The 23,615-nt window shown below is 64.8% G+C and carries 24 protein-coding genes; 9 read left to right on the top strand and 15 right to left on the bottom strand.

All coding sequences use genetic code 11. The features are described 5' to 3' along the window. Nucleotides 1–93 precede the first annotated feature (93 nt). The 3 genes from ABD923_RS00440 to ABD923_RS00450 all read left to right on the top strand — a co-directional run bounded on the left by ABD923_RS00440 (nucleotide 94) and on the right by ABD923_RS00450 (nucleotide 3,084). Nucleotides 94–279 (top strand): hypothetical protein, encoded by a 186-nt coding sequence (locus ABD923_RS00440; RefSeq protein WP_259547302.1) that lies wholly within the window; start codon nucleotides 94–96, stop codon nucleotides 277–279. A gap of 213 nt (nucleotides 280–492) precedes the next feature. Continuing rightward, entirely contained in the window at nucleotides 493–2,019 is a 1,527-nt protein-coding gene (locus ABD923_RS00445) for an acyl--CoA ligase (RefSeq protein ID WP_259547301.1), read from the top strand. An 87-nt stretch (nucleotides 2,020–2,106) separates the two neighbouring features. Then, complete coding sequence (locus ABD923_RS00450) at nucleotides 2,107–3,084, top strand: 2-dehydropantoate 2-reductase (protein ID WP_259547300.1); 978 nt, start codon at nucleotides 2,107–2,109, stop codon at nucleotides 3,082–3,084. Nucleotides 3,085–3,097: 13 nt separating this feature from the next. Here the strand turns inward: ABD923_RS00450 and ABD923_RS00455 are convergent, their stop codons facing one another. The 4 genes from ABD923_RS00455 to ABD923_RS00470 form a co-directional block, all read right to left on the bottom strand. Beyond that, the gene (locus ABD923_RS00455; RefSeq protein ID WP_259547298.1) at nucleotides 3,098–4,618 is read right to left on the bottom strand and encodes a tripartite tricarboxylate transporter permease; all 1,521 of its coding nucleotides are present in this window, start codon (nucleotides 4,616–4,618) and stop codon (nucleotides 3,098–3,100) included. A 12-nt stretch (nucleotides 4,619–4,630) separates the two neighbouring features. Continuing rightward, the gene (locus tag ABD923_RS00460; RefSeq protein WP_345229374.1) at nucleotides 4,631–5,134 is read right to left on the bottom strand and encodes a tripartite tricarboxylate transporter TctB family protein; all 504 of its coding nucleotides are present in this window, start codon (nucleotides 5,132–5,134) and stop codon (nucleotides 4,631–4,633) included. A gap of 40 nt (nucleotides 5,135–5,174) precedes the next feature. Then, a complete protein-coding gene (locus tag ABD923_RS00465; RefSeq protein WP_259547296.1) occupies nucleotides 5,175–6,146 on the bottom strand; it encodes a Bug family tripartite tricarboxylate transporter substrate binding protein in 972 nt (323 codons plus the stop codon). A 150-nt stretch (nucleotides 6,147–6,296) separates the two neighbouring features. Continuing rightward, complete coding sequence (locus ABD923_RS00470) at nucleotides 6,297–7,151, bottom strand: universal stress protein (protein ID WP_259547295.1); 855 nt, start codon at nucleotides 7,149–7,151, stop codon at nucleotides 6,297–6,299. Between the two features lie 432 nt (nucleotides 7,152–7,583). Between ABD923_RS00470 and ABD923_RS00475 the strand changes: the two genes are divergently transcribed. Then, nucleotides 7,584–8,267, top strand: coding sequence for a fumarylacetoacetate hydrolase family protein (locus tag ABD923_RS00475; RefSeq protein WP_259547294.1), 684 nt, complete (start codon nucleotides 7,584–7,586; stop codon nucleotides 8,265–8,267). Nucleotides 8,268–8,302: 35 nt separating this feature from the next. Here ABD923_RS00475 and ABD923_RS00480 read toward each other — a convergent pair whose 3' ends face one another. Both ABD923_RS00480 and ABD923_RS00485 read right to left on the bottom strand, forming a co-directional pair. After that, the gene (locus tag ABD923_RS00480) at nucleotides 8,303–8,995 is read right to left on the bottom strand and encodes a nitroreductase family protein (RefSeq protein ID WP_259547293.1); all 693 of its coding nucleotides are present in this window, start codon (nucleotides 8,993–8,995) and stop codon (nucleotides 8,303–8,305) included. A 3-nt stretch (nucleotides 8,996–8,998) separates the two neighbouring features. Beyond that, nucleotides 8,999–9,838 carry an alpha/beta fold hydrolase gene (locus ABD923_RS00485; RefSeq protein WP_259547292.1) on the bottom strand — a complete coding sequence of 280 codons (840 nt, stop codon included), beginning with the start codon at nucleotides 9,836–9,838 and terminating at the stop codon, nucleotides 8,999–9,001. 236 nt (nucleotides 9,839–10,074) lie between these two features. Here ABD923_RS00485 and ABD923_RS00490 point away from each other — a divergent pair, with 236 nt between their 5' ends. Then, nucleotides 10,075–10,992 (top strand): ring-cleaving dioxygenase, encoded by a 918-nt coding sequence (locus ABD923_RS00490; protein WP_259547291.1) that lies wholly within the window; start codon nucleotides 10,075–10,077, stop codon nucleotides 10,990–10,992. Then, nucleotides 10,992–11,663, top strand: coding sequence for an alpha/beta hydrolase (locus tag ABD923_RS00495; protein WP_345229375.1), 672 nt, complete (start codon nucleotides 10,992–10,994; stop codon nucleotides 11,661–11,663). Before ABD923_RS00490 ends, ABD923_RS00495 begins: the two co-directional genes overlap by 1 nt. On the opposite strand, the gene ABD923_RS00500 is transcribed toward ABD923_RS00495, so the two are convergent. The 6 genes from ABD923_RS00500 to ABD923_RS00525 all read right to left on the bottom strand — a co-directional run bounded on the left by ABD923_RS00500 (nucleotide 11,660) and on the right by ABD923_RS00525 (nucleotide 17,034). Beyond that, nucleotides 11,660–13,225 carry a polyamine aminopropyltransferase gene (locus ABD923_RS00500; protein ID WP_259547288.1) on the bottom strand — a complete coding sequence of 522 codons (1,566 nt, stop codon included), beginning with the start codon at nucleotides 13,223–13,225 and terminating at the stop codon, nucleotides 11,660–11,662. The genes ABD923_RS00495 and ABD923_RS00500 overlap by 4 nt on opposite strands. Continuing rightward, entirely contained in the window at nucleotides 13,222–13,440 is a 219-nt protein-coding gene (locus ABD923_RS00505; RefSeq protein WP_222189369.1) for a DUF350 domain-containing protein, read from the bottom strand. Before ABD923_RS00505 ends, ABD923_RS00500 begins: the two co-directional genes overlap by 4 nt. A gap of 16 nt (nucleotides 13,441–13,456) precedes the next feature. Continuing rightward, entirely contained in the window at nucleotides 13,457–13,633 is a 177-nt protein-coding gene (locus tag ABD923_RS00510) for a hypothetical protein (protein ID WP_222189367.1), read from the bottom strand. Between the two features lie 10 nt (nucleotides 13,634–13,643). Then, nucleotides 13,644–14,933 carry a DUF4178 domain-containing protein gene (locus tag ABD923_RS00515; RefSeq protein WP_259547285.1) on the bottom strand — a complete coding sequence of 430 codons (1,290 nt, stop codon included), beginning with the start codon at nucleotides 14,931–14,933 and terminating at the stop codon, nucleotides 13,644–13,646. Next, a complete protein-coding gene (locus tag ABD923_RS00520) occupies nucleotides 14,930–15,550 on the bottom strand; it encodes a DUF4178 domain-containing protein (RefSeq protein ID WP_259547284.1) in 621 nt (206 codons plus the stop codon). Before ABD923_RS00520 ends, ABD923_RS00515 begins: the two co-directional genes overlap by 4 nt. Before the next feature lie 113 nt (nucleotides 15,551–15,663). After that, a complete protein-coding gene (locus ABD923_RS00525) occupies nucleotides 15,664–17,034 on the bottom strand; it encodes an aspartate aminotransferase family protein (protein ID WP_259547283.1) in 1,371 nt (456 codons plus the stop codon). Nucleotides 17,035–17,278: 244 nt separating this feature from the next. On the opposite strand from ABD923_RS00525, the gene ABD923_RS00530 reads away from it, so the two are divergent. Genes ABD923_RS00530 through ABD923_RS00540 form a run of 3 tightly spaced genes read left to right on the top strand, consistent with a single transcriptional unit; the run spans nucleotide 17,279 to nucleotide 20,771 of the window. Then, entirely contained in the window at nucleotides 17,279–18,457 is a 1,179-nt protein-coding gene (locus ABD923_RS00530; protein ID WP_259547282.1) for a M24 family metallopeptidase, read from the top strand. A gap of 59 nt (nucleotides 18,458–18,516) precedes the next feature. Then, a complete protein-coding gene (locus tag ABD923_RS00535) occupies nucleotides 18,517–20,046 on the top strand; it encodes an ATP-dependent DNA helicase (protein ID WP_259547281.1) in 1,530 nt (509 codons plus the stop codon). Further along, nucleotides 20,043–20,771: an SDR family oxidoreductase gene (locus tag ABD923_RS00540; RefSeq protein ID WP_259547280.1), complete on the top strand. Its 729-nt coding sequence runs from the start codon at nucleotides 20,043–20,045 to the stop codon at nucleotides 20,769–20,771. The genes ABD923_RS00535 and ABD923_RS00540 overlap by 4 nt, the downstream gene beginning before the upstream one ends. A gap of 68 nt (nucleotides 20,772–20,839) precedes the next feature. Here ABD923_RS00540 and ABD923_RS00545 read toward each other — a convergent pair whose 3' ends face one another. From ABD923_RS00545 to ABD923_RS00555, 3 genes are all read right to left on the bottom strand, one after another. Further along, nucleotides 20,840–21,601 (bottom strand): TIGR02186 family protein, encoded by a 762-nt coding sequence (locus ABD923_RS00545; protein WP_259547279.1) that lies wholly within the window; start codon nucleotides 21,599–21,601, stop codon nucleotides 20,840–20,842. Next, nucleotides 21,598–22,518, bottom strand: coding sequence for a sulfite exporter TauE/SafE family protein (locus tag ABD923_RS00550; RefSeq protein WP_259547277.1), 921 nt, complete (start codon nucleotides 22,516–22,518; stop codon nucleotides 21,598–21,600). Before ABD923_RS00550 ends, ABD923_RS00545 begins: the two co-directional genes overlap by 4 nt. Nucleotides 22,519–22,645: 127 nt before the next feature. Then, on the bottom strand, nucleotides 22,646–23,611 hold the full coding sequence (locus ABD923_RS00555) for an ABC transporter permease (protein ID WP_259547275.1): 966 nt from the start codon (nucleotides 23,609–23,611) through the stop codon (nucleotides 22,646–22,648). Between the last annotated feature and the right edge of the window lie 4 nt (nucleotides 23,612–23,615).

Genomic DNA, 23,615 nt, shown 5'->3' on the forward strand with positions numbered 1-23,615 from the left:
CCAGTTACGGGGCAGGCACTCAGTACTCGAAACCTTGTATCAAAGGCGCTCACGCTCGTCTTTGGGGCGACCGCACTGGAAGAACGCAGGGGCGTGAAGCAAATCTACGACCTCGAACAGCGCATCTCGTCCTCAGCCTATATCCACAAAGATGAGGTGGAACGGTTTGTCGATCAGTTCTTCAAAGGCGATCTGAAAACCCAAGACCGCCTCACGATCTTCGGGCATAGCAGTTGGATCCAAGAGGTTCCGGGGTCGCAGGCCATTGTGGGGGGCTGACACAAGCCAGCGGAGGCCGTTTCGCGGGCACTGCCCGTCTGGGTGAGGGCGACCGGTCTGGCTCAATCCGTACCCGGAGTCTGGTGACCACGAATGCGCAACCAATCCGCAACAAAACGCGCCCAGATGCCTGAACAAGATCACAATTGGCATTGCTGACAGCATTTTGCGACCTATTGTTGCGCGGATCGGATTTCGCTTGGGGAGGAAGAAATGACGGGCTTGCTGGCTGACTTGATTGCGGGGCATCCGGGGGAAACGCCTGCGATCGGCGCTCCTGGTCGTGACTGGCTGAGCTATGGCGGTTTGCGGGACTTGTCGCAGTCGGTGGCCGGTGCGCTGCATGCGGCGGGTGTCGGGCGCGGGGACAGGGTAGCGATCGTGTTGCCGAATGGTCCGGAAATGGCGGCGGCTTTCGTGACGGTGGCGCAGGTGGCGACCACCTGCCCCCTGAACCCGGCCTACAAGGAAGACGAGTTCGCCTTCTACCTCGAGGATCTCAAGGCCAAGGCCATCGTTCTGCTGGACAGCGAAGAGGGCCCGGCCCTGGCCGCCGCGCGCAAGTTGGACCTGGCGGTCATTCGCCTGACGCCGAACGCGACCGGCGCGGCGGGACAATTCACCCTGACGCCCGAGCGCAGCGCAGGAACCGCCGACACCGCCGCCCCCGGGGCCGATGATGTCGCGTTGATCCTGCATACCTCGGGCACGACCTCGCGCCCCAAGATCGTGCCACTGCTGCAGTCGAACCTCGCTGCCTCGGCGCGCAACATCGGAGTGTCGCTGGCGCTGACCCCGGAGGATCGCTGCCTGAACGTGATGCCGCTTTTCCACATTCACGGTCTGATCGCCGCGGTCTCGTCCACACTGGCGGCGGGCGGCTCGGTCTGGTGCGCGCCGGGTTTCGACGCGATGAAATTCTTCGGCTGGATGAAAGAGGTGCACCCGACCTGGTATACGGCGGTGCCGACCATGCACCAGGCGATCCTGGCCCGCGCGGGCCGCAACGCCGAGACCATCGCCGAGGTGCCGCTGCGCTTCTTGCGGTCCTCCTCGGCCTCGCTGCCCGGTCCGGTCATGGAACAGCTGGCCAAGACCTTCAACGCCCCGGTGATCGAGGGCTACGGCATGACCGAGGCTACGCACCAGATGGCCTCGAACCCGCTGCCGCCGCGCGCGCAAAAGCCCGGTTCGGTCGGCATCGAGGCCGGCCCTCTGGTGCGCATCGCGCACGAGGTGGAGGACCGCCTGATCGAGGGCACCGGAGAGGTCGTGATCTCGGGGCCGAACGTCACCCCGGGCTACGAGGGCAACCCCGAGGCCAATGCCAAGTCCTTCTTCGAGGCCGAGGGCAAACGCTGGTTCCGCACCGGCGACCAGGGGCAATTCGACGACGAGGGCTACCTGACGCTGACCGGCCGCCTGAAAGAGATCATCAACCGGGGCGGCGAAAAGGTCAGCCCGCTCGAGGTTGACGGTGTGCTCTCGGCGCACCCGGCCATCGCGCAGGTCGTCACCTTTGCTTTGCCCCATCCCAAGCTGGGTGAAGAGGTGGCCGCCGCCGTCGTGCTGCGTGAAGGCGCCGAGGCCGACGAGGCCGCGATCCGGGCCTTTGCGGGTGAGCGGCTGGCCGCCTTCAAGGTGCCGCGCAAGGTTCTGATCCTCGACGAGATCCCGAAAGGCGCCACCGGCAAGCTGCAGCGCATCGGCCTGGCCGAGAAACTGGGCCTCGTGGCCTGACACCGTCATGGCCGTGCGGCCCCGGCGCCGCACGGCCCCCCCATCGACTTACGCGCCCGCCCTCCCGCGCGGGCAGGAGGCTGATCCATGAAAATCTGCATCTTTGGCGCCGGCGCGATCGGCGGTTACATGGGCGTCAAGCTGGCGCAGGCCGGGGCGGATGTCAGTTTGGTCGCGCGCGGCCCGCATTTGGCCGCGATGAAGGAAAACGGGCTGACCCTGATCGAGGAGAGCGGCACCAGCACCGTGTCCGTCACCGCCTCGGACAACCCCGCAGATCTGGGGCCGCAGGACTACGTCATCGTGACGCTCAAGGCGCATTCGGTCCCGCCTGTGGTCGACAAGATGCAGCCGCTCATCGGGCCTGACACGACCATCGTCTCGGGCGTGAACGGTGTGCCCTGGTGGTATTTCCACAAGATCGGCGGCCCGCTTGAGGGGACCCGGCTGGAAACCGTCGATCCCGGCAATGCGCAATGGGACGGGTTTGGCCCCGACCGCGTGTTGGGATGTGTCGTTTACCCCGCCGCCGAGGTCTCGGAACCCGGCGTGATCAAGCATATCGAGGGCAACCGCTTTTCCCTGGGTGAGCCGGACGGCTCGAAATCGGAGCGTGCGATGGCGCTGTCAAAGGCGCTCGGCGCGGCGGGGCTCAAGGCGCCGGTGCGTCCCCGCTTGCGCGACGAGATCTGGGTCAAGCTTTGGGGCAACCTGTCCTTCAACCCGATTTCGGCGCTGACCCATGCCACGCTGGACGTGCTCTGCACCGATCCCGGCACCCGCGCCGTGGCCCGCAACATGATGCTCGAGGCGCAGGAGATCGCCGAGAAGCTGGGCGTGAAGTTCCCCATTGACGTCGACCGCCGCATCGATGGCGGCGCTGCCGTGGGCGCGCATCGCACCTCCATGTTGCAGGATCTTGATGCTGGTCGCCCCATGGAAATCGACGCGCTCTTGGGGTCCGTGCAGGAGCTTGGCCGCGTCACCCAGACGGAAACCCCGACTATCGACACGGTGCTTGGCCTGACACGCCTCCGGGCGCGGGTCGCGGGATTGTATAGCTGAAGGGGAGAGCCGGTCAGGACGGCTCTGCCCCACTTTTTCCACGCCCGCGCCGGAGCAGTTTGACCGCCGGCAGGAACAGCAGGATCAGCGCTATGATCGTAATCGGCGCGGCCACGGGGCGGGTGAAGAAGATCGACGGATCCCCCGAAGACAGCAGCAGCGACTGGCGCAATGTCGGCTCGGCGATCGGGCCAAGCACGATGGCCAGCACCGCCGGGGCGAGCGGGTAGTCGAAGCGGCGCAGGACGAAGGCGCCCAGCCCGAAAATCACGATTAGCCAGATGTCGAACATGTCCCGTGTCGCGGCAAACCCGCCTGCGATGGACAGCACGAAGATCATCGGCGCGAGGATCGTGAAGGGCATGCGCAGCATCCAGATGAAGACCGGGATGAAGGCCAGGTTGATCAGAACCGCCGCGACGTTCGAGATGTAGAACGAACCGATCAGGCCCCACACGAACTCGGTTTCCTGCACGAACAATAGCGGTCCGGGTACGAGCCCCCAGATCACCATACCGCCGAGCAGGATGGCGGTCGTGGGCGAGCCGGGGATGCCAAGCGTCAGCATCGGCAGCATGGATCCGGTCGAGGCCGAGTTGTTGGCGGCCTCTGGCGCGGCGACGCCGTCCGGGTTGCCCCGGCCAAATTCATGCGGAACGCGCGAGATCATCTTGGCCACGCCATAGGACATGAGGGACGCAGGCGTTGCACCCGCCGCAGGCAGGATGCCGACGAAGAACCCGAGCACCGATCCGATGGCCGTTCCTTTCCAGCCGCGCCGCGTGGCTTCGGCCGTGTCCGCCGCCATGCCGCGCATGGTCATTTTCGGGTTCGTGCTTTCGACGTCGCCGCGCGATTGCTCGATCGTCCAGAGCATCTCGCCGATGCCGTAGACGCCGATGGCAAGCACAAGGAAGCCGATGCCCTGCAGGAAACCGGTGATATCGAACAGCACCAACCGGGGCGCGCCCGAGATCTGGTCGAAGCCGATCGCCCCCAAAACGAGGCCAAAACAGATCGAGAAAATGGTCTTGGGAATGTCATCCCCACCCAGTCCCACGAAGGTGGCAAAGGCCAGAAGCATCAGCGCAAAGATCTCTGGCGGGCCGAAGGATAGGGCCACGTCGGCAAGCAGCGGCGCGAAAGCGGTGAAGAACACGTTGGCTACGGTGCCGCCCACGAAGGAGGCCAGCGCTGCCGTGACCAGCGCAAGACTGGCGCGCCCCTGTCGGGCAAGTGGCCTGCCGTCGAAGGTGGTGGCCACGGCGGTCGATGCCCCCGGAATGCCAAGTGTCACGGATGAAATCGCGCCGCCATACATCGCGCCGTAGTAGATCGCGGCGAGGAAGATGATCGCGCCGCTCGGGGGCACGAGGAACGTGATGGGCAACAGGATTGCGACCCCGTTCACCGAGCCAAGCCCGGGCATGGCGCCGATGAACAGGCCCACCGTGACCCCGATCACGATCAGCAGGAGGTTCTGGGGTTGGACGGCCAGCAGCATGCCGTCGCCAAGAAGGGAAAGGATTTCCATGCGCAGCGCCGCCTAGTAGATGATTTCGTACAGCAGATCGAACACCGGATCGGTGAAAGACATGCCCGACGGCATGGTGATCTGCATGGCGCCCTCGAAGAAGAAGAAGAAAATCAAGGGCGTCGCGACTGCGAGCGAGATGCTCAGGCCCCAGGAGTGGCGGCCGAGGAAACGCAGGTAGTAGAACAGGAAAACGGCGATCGCCCCGTACATCGAAATGATGTTGATCAGGGCGACGAACACGACCACGCCTCCGCCCACAAGGGCCACCATTCGCCAGCCATAGCTGTCGAGAAACGGCTCTTCCGAGCGCGATGGCGGCGAAGTTCGCCGCCACCAGTTGAATGCGATCAGGCCGCAGCAGGCCAGCATGATGGCCGATAGCCAGAACGGCCAGAAGCCGCCCCCGGGCCCGCGGTCGGGGATGTAGCCGATGGGGAGCTCGGCACTCTTCCACATCAGGTAGATGGAAAAGAGCGCCAAGACCCCGGCGGTTATGATCTCGCCATTGCGCATCGCTGGTCTGCCTTGCTCAAAGTGCCGTCAGGACAAGCGATTACTCGCCAAGTGCTTCGAGCAGTTCGCGGTGGTTTTCGACCTGCGTTGCCCAGTAGGCGCGCTGTTCGTCGGCATCCATCCAAAGCGGTGCGAGGCTTTCGGACTCCAGGTAGGACTGCCACTCCTCGGACTGGTAGATGCGGGCGAAGAGGTCCTGGTAATAGGCCGCCGCCTCGTCCGACATACCCGGCGCGCCGACAACGGCCCGCTGGTTGTAGTACGAGAAGTCGTGACCGAGTTCCCGGATGGTCGGCACGTCGGGATAGGCCGGCAAGCGCTCGTCCGAGAAAGCCAGCAAAGGCACGAAATCGCCCGCCTCGTAAAAGCCCTTGGCTTCTGCCGGGTTGTTGACCGTCGCCATGATTTGCTGACCGGCAAGATCGCGGGCCACGGCGCCGCCGCCATCATAGGGGATGTAGTTGATGTCGAGGTCGTAAGCCGCCGACATGAAGGCGATCACGATCGAGTCTTCCTGGCCGGCACCGGTCCCGCCCATGACGAATTCGCCGTTCATGGACTGCACCTGTTCGACGAACTGGTCGAAGGTGGTGATGCCGGACTCGGTATGAACCCACAGCACGAAGGGATCGACCCCCATCATCGCGACCGGCGTGAAGGTCTGGATGTCGATCCCCAACTCGGACTGCCGCAGAGGTGTGGTGAAGAACGAATTCAGGGTTACCAGGATCGTGTGATCGGGATCGGAGGCATTCGCGACGTGGATCAGCGCCTCGGCGCCCGAGCCACCACCCCGGTTGCTTGGAACCAGCGGGCGGTTGGTCATGTCGTATTCTTCGGCCACCGACTGAATGAACCGGGCGATCTGGTCGGCGCCACCACCCGGGCCAGCCATGATCGTGAAGTCGATTGGGCGCCTCGGCTCCCACTCCTGCGCTGCCGATGGCAGCGGGGCCAGGGCGACGATTGCCGCACACCCCAATTGCAACAAAACCCGCTTGGAAACCGTCATGTCTTTTCCTCCCATGATAAAGACCCTCGCCGCGCAGACCCCTCAGGAAAGCTCCCCCCTTTCGGAGAGTCTTCGTCGGCATATAGGAAGGTAATTATCTTGCGTGACTATCAGTTCAAGGGAAATTTAATTGCGTACCATCGTATTCAATCAATGCGCCAAAACGACAGGGATTTTCGCTTGATCTACAACGGTTTGCGTGTTGCCGCCGAAAAGCGTCTCGCGCTCGTGACTGTGGCCATACGCCCCCATGATGAGCAAACCGGCCCCGATTGCCTCGGACTTCTCGAGCAGGGCGGTGCCCGGTTTGCGGGAGTCGAACCTGTGCACATCCGCCGATTTGCCACGCAGGCGGTAGTACTGGACGAGTTCTTCGGCGGTGGCCCCGTGCGGCTCCCCGCTGCCAACCGCGAGAATGCTCACACGGTCCGCCTTGGCCACGATATCCATGGTCAGGGCGACGGTGCGGGCGGCCTCGAGCGATCCATTCCAGCCAATGGCGACATGTGTGCTGAAATCCGGCGCGACCTCATCCGACGGCGGACACATCAGAACCGGACGGCCCGTTTGGAACAGGGCCGATTTCAGCGCATTCGTCCCAAGGTTCCGGTCGCGGTTCGGCTTGGGCGTCACGACAAGATCGGCGAGGCGTCCGTGATGCTTGATGATATCTCCCATGCGCCCGAATTCTTCGATGAACTGGACGCTTGCGCTGGTGCCATCCGGGGTTTCGGTCTCGACCAGGTCCAGCGCCCGGGCCGTCTCGTGGATCGCTTCGCGCAGCGCCTCTTCTTCCTGATCGGCCAGTTCTGCCGCCTGGGCCTTGATGGTTTCGCTTGCGAAGGCGGGCAGCAGGGTGCTGTAGGGAAACATGTCTTCCGGTTTCGCCCGGCAATGGGCCACGGTGACATGCGCCTTGTGCAGATGCGCCAAGGCAGCCGCGTGCCGCATGACCGTTTTCCCCATGCCATCGCCGCGCACGGGAACAAGTATCTTCGCCAGCATTTCAGCCCCTCCCTTTTTAGGTCGCGCCAGCGTCAGTCTTGGTCTTTGACGCGACGTGTCGTGGAGAAAATAGTACGAACCCGCGCCATTCCTGAGGAAAAAGTCTCGACGGACCAGCGTGTTTGAAGCTGACCGCATCGTGGGATCCCTCCTGTGCCCTCGGAATCCGGGCGTTTTGCGCTCCGACCTCCTTGAACTTTCGGTGCTTTTCGAAAGGGAAGGCTGCGGATCGTTGGAGGTGCGGGATATGCGGCTTCGACGCGCTAAAACGGCTCTTGCCGATCGGACGGTTTCGATTGAGGTTTGCACGCCACATCTCTGACCGGGCAATGTCTGAAACCCACCGCTCGCCCCCGTGGGCCGTCTACACGCCGCTGTCGGGCCAAGGGGACCGGGCCCATCGATCCGGTCCTGCAAAGCAAGAGGAAGAGCATGCCGAATACCGTTATCCCCGCACCCGAGGTGCACAGCATTCCCACGACTGGCGAAGGCGCCTTTCCGGTCCGGCGGGTCTATTGCATCGGCCGGAACTATGCCGCGCACGCGGTCGAGATGGGCCATGACCCCGACCGTGAACCGCCCTTCTTCTTCCAGAAAAACCCCGACAACCTCGATCCGTCGGGCGCGTTTCCCTACCCGCCCAACAGTTCCGACGTGCATCACGAGATCGAGCTGTTGGTCGCTCTGAAAAGCGGCGGCACGAACATCCCGTTGGACAAGGCGTTGGAGCATGTCTGGGGCTACGGTGTCTGCCTCGACATGACGCGGCGCGATCTGCAGGGGCAGGCCAAGAAGATGGGGCGCCCATGGGAAATCGGAAAGGCGTTCGAGCGGTCGGCTCCCGTCGGCCCGGTGCGCCCGGTCTCGGAGATTGGCCATCCCGACCACGGTCGCGTTGCGCTGAAAGTGAACGGTGACCTGAGGCAGGAGGGCGACCTGAACCAGATGATCTGGAAGGTGCCTGAAATGATCTCCTACCTGTCCGAGTATTTCGAACTTGCGCCCGGGGACGTGATCATGTCCGGCACGCCCGCAGGTGTGGCGGCCGTCGAACGCGGTGACGTGATGGAGGCCGAGATCGAAGGCGTCGGAGCCCTGAGCGTCACCGTCATCTGATCCGGGCTTGGGTCCGGCCGCACGGCCAAGACGGGTCAGTCAAAGACGGACATGACCTCGTCCATGGGTTTCTTGCGTTTGGCGGCGGCTGGCACGGTGGCATCCTCCGCCGGCCAGCCCACGGGTATGATCATCACCGCCTTTTCATGCGCCGGGCGGCCGCAAAGCTCGGGCAGGAATTTCATCGGGTTCGGCGTGTGTTCCAGGCAGACGAGGCCGGCCTGGTGAATCGCCGTGATCAGCATACCTGTGGCGATGCCCACGCTTTCGGGCACGTAATAGTTCTTGTAGCGCTGGTTGTCCTCGGTCAGGCCATAGCGTTGCGCGAAGACGACGATCAGCCAGGGCGCTTTGGTCAGGTGCGGTTTTGACACGCCCGTTCCGATCGGCTCCAGCGCGGCCAGCCATTCGTCGCCCGCGCCGCCTGCGTAGAACTCCCGCTCTTCCTCCTCGGCCGCGGCGCGGATCGTGGCCTTCATCTCGGGGTTCGCGATGGCCACGAAATGCCATGGCTGGTGGTTCGCGCCCGAGGGCGCCGTGACGGCGGCCTCGATGCAGGCCGTGATGATCTCTCGCGGCACGGGACGGCCCGAATAGTCGCGCACGGAATGGCGCTTGCGCATGTAGTCGCGAAACGCCTCCACCGCCTGCAACGCCTCCGCGTCCGGTTTCTGGACACGATCGGGCAGGGGAAGCGGTTCGTAGGAAATCTCGCCTTTCTTATACATGATTTATTCCTGGGTCCGGCAGTCTGTGACAAAGGTGGCGAGGTCTTCGGCAAATCGATCGGGTGCTTCGAGGAACGGGACGTGCCCGACGCCCTCATACGCAATGAACCGACCCTTTGGCATGATCTCGGCTGCGTGTTCCCCCGTAGCGGGCGAAACCACCGTATCGGCGGCGCCATGGATCACCAGACCGGGGCAGGAGAGCGCGCCATAGACCGGGCGAAAGTCGAGGTTCGCCGCGAAAAGCGCGCGCCGGACATGGGCGGGGCAGAGCATGTTGGCGCCGACAAGCTCGGCATAGACGCGCCGGTCTACGGGCTCTGCCGTGCAGGCGTCGACGAACCGGGCCGTCGCCGCAAGCCGCCGGGGGATGTCCTCGGTATAGAGGTCGCGGTCGAGGCCCGGGCTGGCGCTGCCGACCATCCAGTCTTCGCGCGCCTTGCCGATGGCCACGATCCCACCGGCCAGCACGATGCCGCCCAGATGCGCGTCGCCATGCGTGGCGATATGCGCCGCGATCACGCGCGAGCCGTAGGACCAGCCGACCAGGACCGGTTTGTCGAGGCTGGCAGCCTCGATCACCGCCTTTACGTCGTCGCCCCAAAGCCGGGTGTCCGTATAGGCCGCGTCCGCCTCGGGTTTGTCCGATCCGCCATGCCCGCGCAGGTCCATCGCGACGAGGTGAAACCGGTCGGCCAGCCGCGAGATGGTCGGCGTCCAGCAGATGTATTGCTGCGACCAGCCGTGGATCAAAAGGATCGACGGCGCCGCCGGATCACCGGCGGTGGCGTAAGCGATCCGGGTGCCATCCGAGGATGTCGCGAAGTGAGTCTGAAGGTCCATGATGTCCGTTTCGTCTTTTTGCGGCTGGCATGGCGCAGCGTGGCTTCGTTTCGGGCAGGATGATGCGCGGAATGATCGGGCGGAGCAAACCGAAAGGCCGGGGCGGGCGGCACCCGTCACCTCTGAGATTACGCACAGACCCCATGCGCGCATGTGCATTGAGGCAGAGGAGATTACGACCATTTTACCGCCAGACACCGGCCAAACCGCCGATGAGCCATTCAAGGAGGAGCGAAATGCCCAAGACCATTCCCGGCATCCACCACGTGACGGCCATTTCCGGGCCGCCGCAGCCCAATGTCGATTTCTTCACCGGCCTGCTGGGTCAGCGGCTGGTCAAGAAGACCGTGAATTTCGATGCGCCCGACACCTACCACCTCTATTACGGCGACGACGCCGGGTCGCCCGGCACCATCCTGACCTTCTTTCCCTTCGCCAATGCGGGCCCCGGTCGGGCCGGTGCAGGGATGGCAAGTGCCTATGCCTATGCCGTTCCGAAGGGTGGGTTTGATGCGTGGATGGAAAAGCTGGCCTCCGACGCCGTCGATTTCGAAGGCCCGGTGGAGCGGTTCGGCCAGCGCGTCATCACCCTGCGCGACCCCGATGGCGCACCGGTCGAGTTGATCGAAACGGAGCGCGAGAGCGCGGACGCGTTGGACGGGTTCCACTCCGTCACCCTGTGGGAGCGCGACCTTGCGCCGACCGCGAAGCTCTTGACCGATATCTTCGGTTATCAAGAGCAGGGGCACGAGACCATCGATGGGGGCGAGCGCCTGCGCTTCGCCGTTCCGGGCGATGCCCGCGGCACGGTGGTGGACCTGATGCGCTCGGACGCGCCGTCGATCGGTCGGCAAGGGGCCGGGACCATCCATCACGTGGCCTTCCGAGCCGAGGATGACGACACGCAGATGGCTTGGCGCGAAGCGGTGGCCTCGGCCGGGTTCGATGTTACGCCGCAGATCGATCGGCAGTATTTCAACGCGATCTACTTCCGCGAGCCGGGCGGCGTTCTGTTCGAAATCGCCACCGATCCGCCGGGCTTTGCCGTGGACGAGCCGCAAGAGACGATGGGGCAGGACCTGAAACTGCCGCCGCAATACGAATCCATGCGCGACCGGATCGAGGCGGTTCTGCCGCCCCTGAAGGTAGCATGATGGCCGTGGATCAAGAAACCCCGCTGCGTGTCGGCGGGGTTAACCCCGCCATGGCCCGCATGGGGCTTGTCCTCGTGCATGGTCGGGGTGGCTCGGCTGCCGATATCCTCGGTTTGGGCGAGGCGCTGGCGCTGCCCGATATTGCGACCATTGCCCCCGAAGCCCCCGGGCGGAGTTGGTGGCCGACCTCGTTCCTTGCGCCGATGGGGCAGATGAACCCGCATGTCGACCGTGGCCTGGCTGCCGTCGATGCGGCCATCGACGCCTTGGTCGAAGGGGGCCTGCCGCGCGAAAAGATCGCGCTGGCGGGGTTCAGCCAAGGCGGATGCCTTGCGCTGGAATACGCGGCGCGCAAAGGCGGGCTGGCGGCGGTGTTCGGCCTGTCGGCGGGGTTGGTCGGCACGCGGGACGCCATGGCCGGTGGGCCGCAGCCGGCGCTTTACGGGTTTGCCGCCAAGGCCTTCGACTACGACACGGACCTTTCCGGCACGCCGGTCGAGATCACGGTGCATGAAGAGGACCCGCATATTCCGTTGGCGCGGGGGCAAGAAAGCCTCGCGGTCTTCGAACATTTGGGCGCGCGGGCGCGACTGCACGTGGCGCCGGGGCCGGGACACGGCATCACCGACGCGGGCATCACCGCGATGCGGGCCCACCTGAACGGGGCCTAGCGGAACCAGTAATCCCATCCGCGTTGATACAGGGCCACGAGCGGATGGCCCTGTATCGAGTTCACCTCGACCTCGACCGGGCCGGTATCGGCGGGAAAGACCTGCGCGGCGTACCATTGCGCCGCGGTCAGAAAGCGCAAGCCGTCGGGCAACTCCGGTGCACGCCCCTCGGCGGGGAGGGCCGGGCCTGCCATCACGAACCCCCAATCTCCGAAACTTGGCACATAGGCGTGGTAGGCCAGCGTCTCCAAGGTGCTGTCCGGCGCGAAGGGATTTCTGGCCGCATCCAGCGTTGCGGCGACCGTCCAGAAGGCGTTGCGCGCGAAGGTCGGCGACCCGGATTGCGTGACGATCAGCCCTTGGGCTGTCAGCCGCTCGGCTAGCATGTTGTAGAACTCGATCGAATAGAGCTTCGACAGAGCGATGGTCTTGGGGTCCGGCAGGTCGGCGATGACCACGTCGTAAAGCGCGTCATCTTCGGCGATGAAGGTCCACGCATCGGCGGATACGATCTCGACCCTCGGGTCAGTCAGCGCGCCGTTGTTCAGCGCGGCCAGGTCGGGGTTGGCCGCAAAGATCTCGGTCACGCGCGGGTCGAGGTCTACCAGCGTGACCCGCTCGACGCCATCATGGCGCAGCACCTCGCGCGCGGCCATTCCGTCGCCGCCGCCGAGGATCAGGACATGCGCGCGGCGCGGGGCGAGGCCCATGGCGGGATGCACCAGCATCTCGTGGTAGCGGTGCTCATCAAGGCTGTCGAACTGGATGGAGTGGTCGAGGAACAGGCGGTAGCGTTCGTCGAAGCGGGTGATTGTGATGGATTGATAGGGCGTCTCTTCGCGGAAGATGACCTCGTCCTGGAACAGGCGCGCATCGACGCTGGCGACCAGCCGTTCCGACAGGACCAGCGCGGTCAGCGCCGCCAGAAGGAAGGCCGCCCAAGGCAGCCACAGCCCCCTGGGCAACCGGTCGCGGAACAGCCACAGCGAAAACCCGGCGACGGCGAGGTTCATCACGCCGAAGGACAGCGACGCCGCCATCAGCGACAGGTTCGGCACGATCAGAAGCGGAAAGGCGAGAGAGGCCGCCAGCGCCCCGATATAGTCGGCGGTCAGGACATTCTCGAAGCGGAATTCAGCGGCCCCGATCTCTTTCAACACCCGCGTAATGAGCGGGATTTCCATGCCCGACAGGATGCCGATGGCCATCAGGATCGCGTAAAGCGGCAGGCTCACCGCGCCGTAGATCGCGTAGGCAAAGAACAGGAGCGGTCCGGCAGCCCCGCCAATGACGCCAAGCGCGATCTGGGTGCGCACGAAGCCCGACAGCGCATCGCCCGCGAAGCGCGACAGCCACGCGCCGGCCCCCATCGCCGTCAGGAACACGCCGATCACGAAGCTGAATTGCCGGATGGAATCCCCGAGCAGGTAGCTGGAGATCGTTGCCGCGATCAGCTCGTAGATCAGGCCCGCGACCGCGACGAAAAAGGTCGCGGCCAGCAGCCAGACAACCTTCAGATCCGGTCCCGGCTGGCTTGCCCCGCTCTGGTCCGAAACGCTCAAGACAGGATGACGGCGGCGATGATGATCGACATGGAGATGAAGACCGACGCGATCAGCACGGCCAGCGAGGTGTTCTGGTCTTCCTCGATCTCCTTGATGATCGAGAAGGGCGACATCAGCTGGATCACCTTCCAGCTGCCCCACAGCAAGATCAGCCCAAGCGCCGTGTAAAAAATGGTCGAGACGACCTCGGCCCAGACAATTGCGTCAAGCATCACGCATCCTTTCCGTTCATTTGACCCGTCCGAATGAAGAATAGCCGCCGCCGGTGCCGGACCCGGCGCGAATGGAGGCGGCACTGGCGGCCAGATCGCCGCTTTCGCGCGCGACGCCGAACCACGAGAGATAGGTGGCCCCCGACAGGAAGGCGGCGCAGCCCAGGATGATGACAAGGCGGAACGGGGTCATGGCGTCACTCCTAGTCCGACCAGTCCGATCCGGCAAACCGGCGCGCGTGGTAGACAGAGCGCCGCGCGGTGACGGCTATCCAGCCAAGCCCGAACAGCGCGGCCGCGATGATCAGCCAGAACGCGCTGATCTTGCCCTCTTCCACGCTGAGCGTGACGGTGCTGGCCGGGCGCCCGCGCAAGCCTTCGGTGCCGTCTTCTTCGAGGGCCAGCGTGATCGTGTGTGTTCCCGTCTCGGCGGGGCGGAACCGGATCCTGTCGCTGTTCGAGCCTTCGCTCCAGCGCTCGCCGTCCTCGATCCCCTGGTAGTATTCGACCACGCCCACACCGGCGGTAAGGGGTTCCCCGCTTGGGCCAGCGACTTCGGCGGAGAAGGCAGACCACCCGTTATCCGCATTGCCCTGCAAGCTGATGATGCTGAGTTGCGAGGCGTTCGTCACGTCGAAGCTGAAATTCTTGGGAAGGCTGTCGACGGGAACGCGCGTGGGCGGCATCACGACCGATCCGCTGCCGCCGGAGAGCGTGACGGCAAGCACAACGGCTCCGACGGCGGAGGCCAGCAAGGACCGGCGCAGGAACCCTTCCTCTCGCATCGGCTTGTAGGGGGTCAGGGGGTGGCGCAGGGCCGGACCGATGGCCGCCGCATCCAGGCCGAGTTCCGAAAGAACCGTGTCACGGTCCATCAGTGTCGTAAGTTCCACCTCGCGCTCGGTCTCGCTGCGGGTGAGCGACAGCATGGCCGAAGGGCCCAACAGGGTGATCGTTTCGGTGGTCTCGCCGATCCGCGGCACCCAGTTGAATTCGCCTTCCATGAAGTCGATCTGCGCGACCGTCGTCTCGTAATACTTGTAGCGCTCGCCCGCATACTGGCGCGTCGGTGGAGTCTCGGCCCGTTCCACGGTGCCGGAACTCAGCCAATGGTCCATGTTGAAATCGCGGGTCTTGCGGGTGAACAGGACATTGCCGTCCTCCCAACTCAACCAGGCGTAGCCATGGGTGGGTGAGAAAAGCTGGTGTTCGACCCAACGCCATGTGCGTCCGCGATAGGTTTCACTCATGCCGAGCGTGCCGATCACGGAGAAGGGTATGTCCCGGTATGTCAGGCTCATGCCGATCTTGACCGGGCTGTCGGGATGGTCGCGTTTCCCGATCGAGGTCAGGATCTTGTAATTATCCTGCGTATCCAGGACCGCGCCGCAATAGCCGCAGACATGCGACAGGACGCGCCCGCCGCCCAGAACCGAGAGGCCGGCCCCGCATTGCGTGCAGTTGATCGAGGAAAGCGCGTCTGCCCGTGTCATGCGCCCGACCGCACCGTGAGGGTGAAGGGATCAAGCCAGACGCCTTCGAACCATTGATGGACGCCGTCCCAGAACTCGCCAGACAGCACCTCCCCGTCGCGGCCAGAGGCGTTGATGAAGAGGTGTTGCTCCCCGATTTCCAGAACTTCGGGAAACTCGCCCCGGATCGCCACGCATTTGGCCTGATCGGCCTCGGTCACGGTGTATTTTCGGCCTTGGTACGTGAAGTCATGGCCAACGGGCAGCGGGTCGGGTTGGCGCGGGCCGGACCCTGGCGGAAAGGCGCGTTGCAGCACCACATCGCCTTCGTCGATGGACAGCCATGCGCCATCGCCGTTGCCATCGAGCGCCCACATCTCGTCCCAGAAGCCGCGGCCATAGTCGAACTGGGCATGGCCCACGATCTCGAATTGCATCCCATCGGCCCAGACCGCGTCGCCGATCCCGAACAGCATCGGGGTTTCGTGCATCACTCCGTGGTCGCCCATCGGGGCAAGCGCGTCCTGCCCGCGAAAGAGGGTCGTGCCGCAGGATGGGCAATCGAACATGCGTGTGGAGCGCCGAAGCTCGGGAAAGCCATAGCCGCAATTCGGGCAGGTCAGGGCAGGGTCGGGCATAGGCAGTCGTGACGGGATCGAAATCGGAAAAGAAAAGCGCGGTCATGTAACCGCGCCGGGGGAAAGGGGTAAAGGGGGAAGGCTGTGGGCGCCTTCCCCGGTGCGGCCTGTGGTTAGCCCAGCACTTCCTTGATCGCGTCGGCGGTGGCCTGAACCACCGTGTCGGCTTCCTCGCGCGAGAGGCACAGGGGCGGGGCGTAGCCGATGATATCGCCCTGCGGCATGGCGCGGGCCACGACGCCGCGACGGCCCATCGCCGCGACCACCTGCGGGGTGATCTTGTCGGCGGCGTCAAAGAAGGTGCGGCTGTCGCGATCCTTGACCAGTTCGACGGCGGTCAGCATCCCTTCGCCACGCACCTCGCCAACATTGGCGTGTTCACCAATGGCCTCGGCCATTTGCGCGGTCAGGTAGGGGCCGACCTCGGCCGCGTTCTGCACAAGGTTCAGGCTGTCGACCAATTTCAGGTTGGCGACACCGGCCGCCGCGCCGATCGGGTGCGCCGAGTAGGTCCAGCCGTGGCCAATGGGGCCGTTTTCATCCGTGCCCTGTTCCAGCACCTTCCAGACCTTGTCCGACAGGATCGACCCCGACAGCGGCGCATAGGCGCTGGTCAGGCCCTTGGCGATGGTCATGATGTCGGGCGTGATGCCGTAATGCGGGCTGCCGAACATCGACCCCAGACGCCCAAAGCCGGTCACGACCTCGTCCGCGATCAGCAGGATATCGTGCTTGCGCAGGATCGGCTCGATGGCCTGCCAGTAGCCGGCGGGCGGCGGCACGATCCCGCCCGTGCCCAGCATCGGCTCGGCGATGAAAGCGGCGATGGTGTCGGCGCCCTCGCGCTCGATCATCTCTTCTAGGTCGGCGGCGCATTTCGCGGTGAACTGCTCCTCGGACAGGGACAGGTCATCGCGCCGGTAGTAATAGGGCGAGGTGGTGTGCAGCACCGTGTCGAGCGGCAGGTCGAATTTCTGGTGGAACAGCGTCAGGCCCGTCAGCGACCCCGACATCAACCCCGAGCCGTGATAGCCGCGCCAGCGCGAGATGATCTTTTTCTTCTGCGGCAGGCCGCGGATGTTGTTGTAGTACCAAACCAGCTTGATGTTGGTCTCGTTGGCGTCCGATCCGCCAAGGCCGAAATAGACCTTGGACATGTGATCCGGCGCACGCTCCATCACCATATGCGCCAGCGTGACCGAGGCCTCGGTGCCGTGGCCGACATAGGCGTGGTAATAGGCCAGTTCGCGCGCCTGATCGGCGATGGCCTCGGCCACTTCCTGCCGTCCATAGCCGATATTCACGCAGTAAAGCCCGGCAAAGGCGTCCAGCATCCGGTTGCCGTCACGATCGGTGATGAAACAGCCTTCGGCTGTCTTGATGATCTTGCCCGGTGCCTCGCCCCGCGCGTGCTGCGCAAGGTGCGTCGAGGGGTGCATGAAGCTTTCACGATCCCATTTCGCGAGTTCGTCATTGGTCAGCATTCGGGAGACTCCTTTTCGATTTGCGCGCAGTCAAACGTGAGGGCGGGGCAAAACGCAACCCGGGGCGGTGCATCTGCCGCAGGAGAGGCACGGTATTGGCAGGCCGCCCGCAGAACGGGCATACTGCCCGGTATCCGACTGAAAGGTCGCGCATTTGCGTGGGGCGGTCGGCTTTGGCATTGCACCGGATAGCGTTCCGCGGTGACGTGGCCGAGCCCTGTTCACGAACCTGAAAGACGCGCCGATGGTCTCTCGCATCTACAACTTCCCGACCGAAGAATACCAGATCCGCATCGCGCGCACCCGCGCCGAGATGGAAAAGCGAGGGCTCGACTGGATCATCGTCACCGACCCGTCGAACATGGCGTGGCTCTCGGGCTATGACGGCTGGTCCTTCTACGTGCACCAGGCGGTGTTGCTGGGCTTGTCGGGCGATCCGTTCTGGTGGGGGCGCGGGATCGACACACGCGGGGCGCTGCGCACGGTCTGGATGGAGGACGAGGCCGTTCACGGCTACGACGACACCTTTGTGCAGAACCCCGAGAAGCACCCGCATGAGACGCTGGCCGAGCTGATCCGCCAACAGGGCGGGACCAAGGGGCGGATCGGCGTGGAACTGGATAACTACTACTACTCTGCCGCCGCCCATCAGGTACTGGTGAAGGAACTGCCCGAGGCCGAGTTGATCGACGCCACCGGCCTCGTGAACTGGCAGCGCGCCGTTAAATCCCCGGCCGAGATCGAGTACATGCGCCGCGCCGCCCGGATCGTCGAGCATATGCACCGCACCATCCTGGAGGTGGCCGAACCGGGTCTGCCCAAGAACCGGCTGGTGGCCGAGATCTACCGCGCCGGTGTCGAGGGGGCCGAGGGGCACTGGGGCGACTATCCGGCCATCGTGCCCATGACGCCTTCGGGCATCGACGCGACGGCACCCCACCTGACATGGGACGAACAGCCCATGCGCGAGGGCGAGTCGACCTTTTTCGAGATCGCCGGCTGCTATCGCCGCTACCATTGCCCTCAATCGCGCACGCTGTTCCTGGGCCACATCCCCGACAAGTTCCGCGAGGCCGAAAAGGCCGTGGTCGAGGCGACCGAAATGGCGTTGGAGGCCGCCAAACCCGGCAACACCTGCGAGGACATCGCGATCGCCTTCAACACCACGCTGAACAAGCTGGGCTTCGAGAAGGACGGGCGCTGCGGCTATGCCATCGGCCTCAGCTATCCGCCCGACTGGGGCGAGCGGACCATGAGTTTCCGCCGTGGCGACAAGACCGTTCTGGAAGCGGGCATGACTTTCCACTTCATGCCCGCGCTCTGGCTCGATGATGGCGGGATCGAGATCACCGAACCGATCCTCATCACCGAGCAGGGGCACGAGTGTTTTTCCTCCCTGCCGCGCGAGTTGAACGTCAAGTGAGCTGACCCGCGACGCGTTTCGCCCTCGCGCCCGTGGTCGGGCTTGGGTAGGGTCCGTCCATGACCGTGCCCATGCCCTTTTCCGACGATCAAGCCCACGCCCATGACCGCATCGCCGAGGCGCTGCGCGGGATGGGCGTGGACCTCGACCACGAAACGCTCACCCCGGCGGTCGAGGGGAAGTCGACCGTTCTCGCCGTCGTCGGCAAGGCCGGATCGGGCAAGACGCTGCTCTTGGCGGAACTCGTCAAAAGCCTGGAGGCCGCCGGCGTCGATATCGTGTCGGGCGATTGGGAGGGAAAACGCCGCAAGGATCGCCGTACCGTCGCCGTTCTGGCCCCCACCAACAAGGCCGCAAGCGTCTTGCGCCTGCGCGGCGTGCCCGCGACCACGATCCACCGCATCCTCTACACGCCGGTCTATGACCCGGAATATGAGAAGGTCGCGGAATGGCTTGCGGGGCAGGGCGACCGCCCCGAGATCGAGGCGCTGACCGACGAGGCACTGGATCGCGCCAAGGCCGTCTACGAGGTGCATAAATCCGTGCCCGCCGCGCTGGCCGCCGCCGGGCTGCGCGGGTCCGATTTCATCACCGGCTGGAAACGGCGCGACGACCCGCTTGATATCGGTCTGATCGACGAATCCTCGATGCTGGATGAAAAGCAGTTCGAGGATCTGTGCGAGATCTTCCCGATGCTGGTTCTCTTCGGCGACCCGGCGCAGTTGGCCCCGGTGGGTCAGTCCGGCCAGATGGTGTTTGACCGCTTCGGCCCCGAGAAGAAGCTGGAACTGCGCCGCATCCACCGGCAGGACGCCGACAATCCGATCCTCGATCTGGCGCATGCGCTCGGCGACCCGGACCTCAGTTTCGAGCGGTTCGAACGCATGGTCGAGGACGCCGCCGCCCGGGACGACCGCGTGCAGGTGGCGCCGCGCGTCGACAGCGACATGATGGCCCGCAGCCCCGTGCTCGTCTGGCGCAACGCGACCCGCATCCGCCTCATCGCGGCCTTCCGCGCGGCCCATGGTGCGCCCGAGGACGCGCTTCTGCCGGGCGAACCCCTGATCTGCGACGGGATCGAACTGCCGCTCAAGCACCGCAAGAAACGCATCGACCTCGAAGCGCGCGGCCTGATCAAGGGCGCCCCGGTGATCTATCTCGGCCCCGGCTCCAAGCCCGGCTTTTCACGGCTGCACGTGATCGGGGCCGAGAACCCGCGCTTCTCCGCCGCCTCCATCGTCAAGATCGAGAAACCCGACGAGGAAGAACCTTTCATCCCCTATGCCGCCCGCATGGGCGCGGCCTTTCTGCATGGGGCAGCGGTGACGATCCACAAGGCGCAGGGTTCGCAATGGCCCGAGGTGCAGGTTTTCGCGCCCGATCTCTATGCCGCCTCGCGCGCGGGCCGGATGGAAGCCGGTCAGGCGCTGTGGAAACGGTTGGCCTATGTCGCCATCACCCGCGCCGAGGAACGCCTGATCTGGGTCACACGCTACCGCCTGTCGCGCCCCAAGGCCGCGTTGCGCACAGACGATCTTGTCGCGCCCGCCGCGCCCCTCGCCCTCGAAGCCCAGGAGGAGACCCCATGAAAACCGCCATCGTCACCGGGGCCAGCGCCGGGATTGGCCGCGCCGTGGCCGAAAAGCTCCTCGGCGCGGGGTGGACCGTCGGTCTGATCGCGCGGCGTGCCGATCCGCTCGAAGCCATCGCCGCCAGCCATGACCGCGCCGTGGCGCTGCCCTGCGACGTGGCCGACCCCGATGCCGTGCAGGTTGCTTTTCACGACTTCGTCGAAGGGCAGGGGCGCCTCGACCTGCTTTTCAACAACGCGGGCATCTTCACCTCGGCGGCCCCGATCGACGAAATCGCCGTCGACGATTGGAAACGTGCGGTCGACGTGAACCTGACGGGCATGTTCCTCTGCGCGCGCATGGCCTTTCGCCTGATGCGCAGGCAGGCCCCGCAGGGCGGGCGCATCATCAACAACGGATCGATTTCCGCCCATGTCCCGCGCGAAGGCGCGGCCCCCTACACCGCGACGAAACATGGCGTCACCGGCCTGACCCGGCAGATCGCGCTCGATGGCCGCCCCTTCGATATCGCCTGCGGGCAGATCGATATAGGCAACGCTGAAACCGACCTTCTGCGCGGCATCGCCGAGGCTGCTGTCGCAGCGGGCAAGGCCCCGCCACCGATGATGGACGTAGACCACGTGGCCGACGCGGTTCTGGGCATGGCTGGCCTGCCGCTCTCGGCCAATGTCCTGTTCCAGACGATCATGGCGACGAAAATGCCCTATGTCGGGCGCGGATAGATCCACCCCACCCCTTCATCTTGGCTGCAAAACTCCGGGGATGCGGGGGCAGAGCCCCCGCGGGTCGCTCAGCTGCGCAGAAAGCGGAAGGCTGCCGAAGCGCCCCAGCCGGCGGCGATTGCGATAATCAGTGACAGGATGCCATAGACCAGGGGCTGCTGGTGGGCGAGGTTATAAATCAGCCGCTCCAGCCCGACCTTGCGCACGGCGATGTCGGTCTCGAACGCGTCGATCACCTCGCCGTCCCGGGTCAGGAAAATCCGGGTGCGGTAATCGCCCTCGGTCAGGTTCGCAGGCAGCCGGATCGAGGTGTCGAACAAGGTGTCGTCGCGGAGCGTCACCGCGCCCTCGTTCAACTGGTAAAGCCGCTCGTTCATGCGCAGCCGGATCAGCGCGTCCGTGAAATTCGACAGATCGCCCACATCGACGCCGACGGCGCGGATCGCCCGCGGGATCGAGATGCGGTGGCGCAAATCCTCGGTCTGCGTCAGCGCGATCGCCATGGGCGAGGTGCTGGCCACGGCGTAAAAGGTCGGGGCCGAGTCCACGTCCGCCGCGTCCGTGTTCACCCAGATGCCGAAGCGGCGCTCCTTGCGGCGGACGGTCACGGGGCGGCTTGGCCCCTCGACCGTGATGATGACCTCCAGCGGCGCGCCTTCGGGGGCGGGGGCCTCTCGGCTGACCGCGCCGAAAATCAGGATCTCGGAGCCTTCGAAATTCGTGGTGATCGAGATCGCATCGCGGCTGAGGCCGGCGACAACCCGTTCGGCCATGGCAGGCGTGGTGCAAGCGACCATCGCCGCAAGCAGGATCGCGAGGCGCCGGATCATTGGACCACCTCGGCCAGCGAATAGAGGTCATTGGGATAGAGCAGCAGGTCCAGCGCGATCTTGCCGCAGACCCCCAAAACCATCAGTGCTAGAAGGATGCGCAACTGCTCGGCCTTCATCTTCACGCCGATCCTTGTGCCGATCTGGGCGCCGATCACCCCGCCCACGATCAGAAGAAGCGCCAGCACCATATCGACGGTGTAGTTCGTCGTGGCGTGCATGATCGTCGCAAAGCCGGTGACAAAGATGATCTGGAAGAGCGAGGTACCGACCACGACCTTGGTCGGCATCCCCAGCAGGTAGATCATCGCCGGGACCATGATGAAGCCGCCACCCACGCCCATGACAGCGGCGAGGATGCCGACCAAAAGGCCCACCAGCAGCGGCGGGATCGCGGAGATATAGAGGCCGGAGGTGCGGAACCGCATCTTGAAGGGCAGCCCATGGATCCAGCCGATATGCCTGCGTTTGGGCGGCGGTGCTCCACCGGGAATCCGGGACCGTTTCAGGGCCTTCAAGCTTTCGATCAGCATCAGCCCGCCGATCACCCCAAGAAAGACGACGTAGCAAAGCTGCACCGCCAGATCGACCTGGCCCAACCGGGTGAGCAGCGCGAAGATCTGCACGCCCGCGCCGGCCCCGACAAGGCCGCCGATCAGCAGCACCACGCCCATTTTCAGATCCACGGTCTTTCGTCGGAAATGCGCCAGAACGCCCGAGATCGAGGACGCGACGATCTGGTTCGACTGGGTCGCCACTGCAACGGCGGGCGGGATGCCGATGAAAAACAGCAAGGGCGTCAGAAGGAACCCGCCGCCCACGCCGAACATGCCGGACAGGATGCCCACCAGCCCGCCAAGGCCAAGCAGCAGAAACGCGTTTACGCTGACCTCGGCAATGGGCAGGTAGATTTGCATGGGCGGCTTCCCGTTCTGCGCCCTTACAGATGTAACGCGGGGCCATACCTGTGGCTAGACTGCTCACACCGCGAAAGCTCGGAAAGGCGGGAAGCCTCCCGCCTTTCGCAGGCGCAACGCGGAACGGTCAGCGCTCTTTCACGTAAGGCTCACCGCCCGCACGCGGCGGAATGGCCCGGCCCACGAACCCGGCAAGGATGATGACGGTCAGGATGTAAGGCAGCGCCTGCATGAACTGGACCGGGATCACGAAATCGCCCAACTGGATGTTCTGGTAGCGGTTGCCCACCGCGTCGAGCAGACCAAAGAGCAGGCAGGCCATCAATGCGTACCAGGGCCGCCACTTTGAGAAGATCAGCGCCGCCAGCGCGATGAAGCCGCGCCCCGCGCTCATGTCCTTCACGAATCCGGCGGACAGCGACGTGGCAAGGTAGGCCCCCGCGATCCCGCACAGAACGCCGCAGATCAGCACGGCCGCATAGCGCAGGCCGACGACCGAGATACCGGCGGTGTCGACGGCGGCGGGGTTCTCGCCCACGGCGCGCAGGCGCAGGCCAAAGCGCGTGCGGAACAGCACCCACCATGTCAGCGGCACGATCAGCAGCGCGACATAGACAAGAATCGAGTGGCCCGAGATCAGGTTGGCGTAGATCGGCCCGATCACCGGGACATCCGCGACCGCGTCTGCGAAGGGCAGGGTGATCTCGGTGAACCGGGCATTGCCGGTCAGCGCAGGTGTACGGCCGCCCTGTCGGAACGCGGTTTGTGCGATGACGACCGACAGGCCAGCGGCCAGGAAGTTGATCGCCACACCGGAAATCAGCTGGTTGCCGCGGAACGTGATGGAGGCCACCCCATGCAACAGCGCAAGGATCATCGAGGCCCCGATGCCCGCCGCCAGCCCCGCCCAGGCGCTGCCGGTGACGAAGGCGATGGACGCCGAGGCGAAGGCCGCGGCCAGCATCTTGCCCTCGAGCCCGATATCGAAAATCCCCGAGCGTTCCGAGAACAGCCCCGCAAGGCAGGCCAGCAAGAGCGGCGTGGCCAGTCGCACCGTCGAGTCGAGGATCTGGAGGATGGTCAGGAAATCCATTGGA

It is taken from the genome of [Roseibacterium] beibuensis, from assembly GCF_039542305.1.
Classification (GTDB): domain Bacteria; phylum Pseudomonadota; class Alphaproteobacteria; order Rhodobacterales; family Rhodobacteraceae; genus Roseibacterium; species Roseibacterium beibuensis.

Bases quoted from the DNA above. Each gene is read 5' to 3' on its own strand.
- ABD923_RS00445 (WP_259547301.1), top strand. From the start codon at position 493: ATGACGGGCTTGCTGGCTGACTTGATTGCGGGGCATCCGGGGGAAACG.
- ABD923_RS00450 (WP_259547300.1), top strand. From the start codon at position 2,107: ATGAAAATCTGCATCTTTGGCGCCGGCGCGATCGGCGGTTACATGGGC.
- ABD923_RS00455 (WP_259547298.1), bottom strand. From the start codon at position 4,618: ATGGAAATCCTTTCCCTTCTTGGCGACGGCATGCTGCTGGCCGTCCAA.
- ABD923_RS00460 (WP_345229374.1), bottom strand. From the start codon at position 5,134: ATGCGCAATGGCGAGATCATAACCGCCGGGGTCTTGGCGCTCTTTTCC.
- ABD923_RS00465 (WP_259547296.1), bottom strand. From the start codon at position 6,146: ATGACGGTTTCCAAGCGGGTTTTGTTGCAATTGGGGTGTGCGGCAATC.
- ABD923_RS00470 (WP_259547295.1), bottom strand. From the start codon at position 7,151: ATGCTGGCGAAGATACTTGTTCCCGTGCGCGGCGATGGCATGGGGAAA.
- ABD923_RS00475 (WP_259547294.1), top strand. From the start codon at position 7,584: ATGCCGAATACCGTTATCCCCGCACCCGAGGTGCACAGCATTCCCACG.
- ABD923_RS00480 (WP_259547293.1), bottom strand. From the start codon at position 8,995: ATGTATAAGAAAGGCGAGATTTCCTACGAACCGCTTCCCCTGCCCGAT.
- ABD923_RS00485 (WP_259547292.1), bottom strand. From the start codon at position 9,838: ATGGACCTTCAGACTCACTTCGCGACATCCTCGGATGGCACCCGGATC.
- ABD923_RS00490 (WP_259547291.1), top strand. From the start codon at position 10,075: ATGCCCAAGACCATTCCCGGCATCCACCACGTGACGGCCATTTCCGGG.
- ABD923_RS00495 (WP_345229375.1), top strand. From the start codon at position 10,992: ATGGCCGTGGATCAAGAAACCCCGCTGCGTGTCGGCGGGGTTAACCCC.
- ABD923_RS00505 (WP_222189369.1), bottom strand. From the start codon at position 13,440: ATGCTTGACGCAATTGTCTGGGCCGAGGTCGTCTCGACCATTTTTTAC.
- ABD923_RS00510 (WP_222189367.1), bottom strand. From the start codon at position 13,633: ATGACCCCGTTCCGCCTTGTCATCATCCTGGGCTGCGCCGCCTTCCTG.
- ABD923_RS00515 (WP_259547285.1), bottom strand. From the start codon at position 14,933: ATGACACGGGCAGACGCGCTTTCCTCGATCAACTGCACGCAATGCGGG.
- ABD923_RS00520 (WP_259547284.1), bottom strand. From the start codon at position 15,550: ATGCCCGACCCTGCCCTGACCTGCCCGAATTGCGGCTATGGCTTTCCC.
- ABD923_RS00525 (WP_259547283.1), bottom strand. From the start codon at position 17,034: ATGCTGACCAATGACGAACTCGCGAAATGGGATCGTGAAAGCTTCATG.
- ABD923_RS00530 (WP_259547282.1), top strand. From the start codon at position 17,279: ATGGTCTCTCGCATCTACAACTTCCCGACCGAAGAATACCAGATCCGC.
- ABD923_RS00535 (WP_259547281.1), top strand. From the start codon at position 18,517: ATGACCGTGCCCATGCCCTTTTCCGACGATCAAGCCCACGCCCATGAC.
- ABD923_RS00540 (WP_259547280.1), top strand. From the start codon at position 20,043: ATGAAAACCGCCATCGTCACCGGGGCCAGCGCCGGGATTGGCCGCGCC.
- ABD923_RS00545 (WP_259547279.1), bottom strand. From the start codon at position 21,601: ATGATCCGGCGCCTCGCGATCCTGCTTGCGGCGATGGTCGCTTGCACC.
- ABD923_RS00550 (WP_259547277.1), bottom strand. From the start codon at position 22,518: ATGCAAATCTACCTGCCCATTGCCGAGGTCAGCGTAAACGCGTTTCTG.
- ABD923_RS00555 (WP_259547275.1), bottom strand. From the start codon at position 23,611: ATGGATTTCCTGACCATCCTCCAGATCCTCGACTCGACGGTGCGACTG.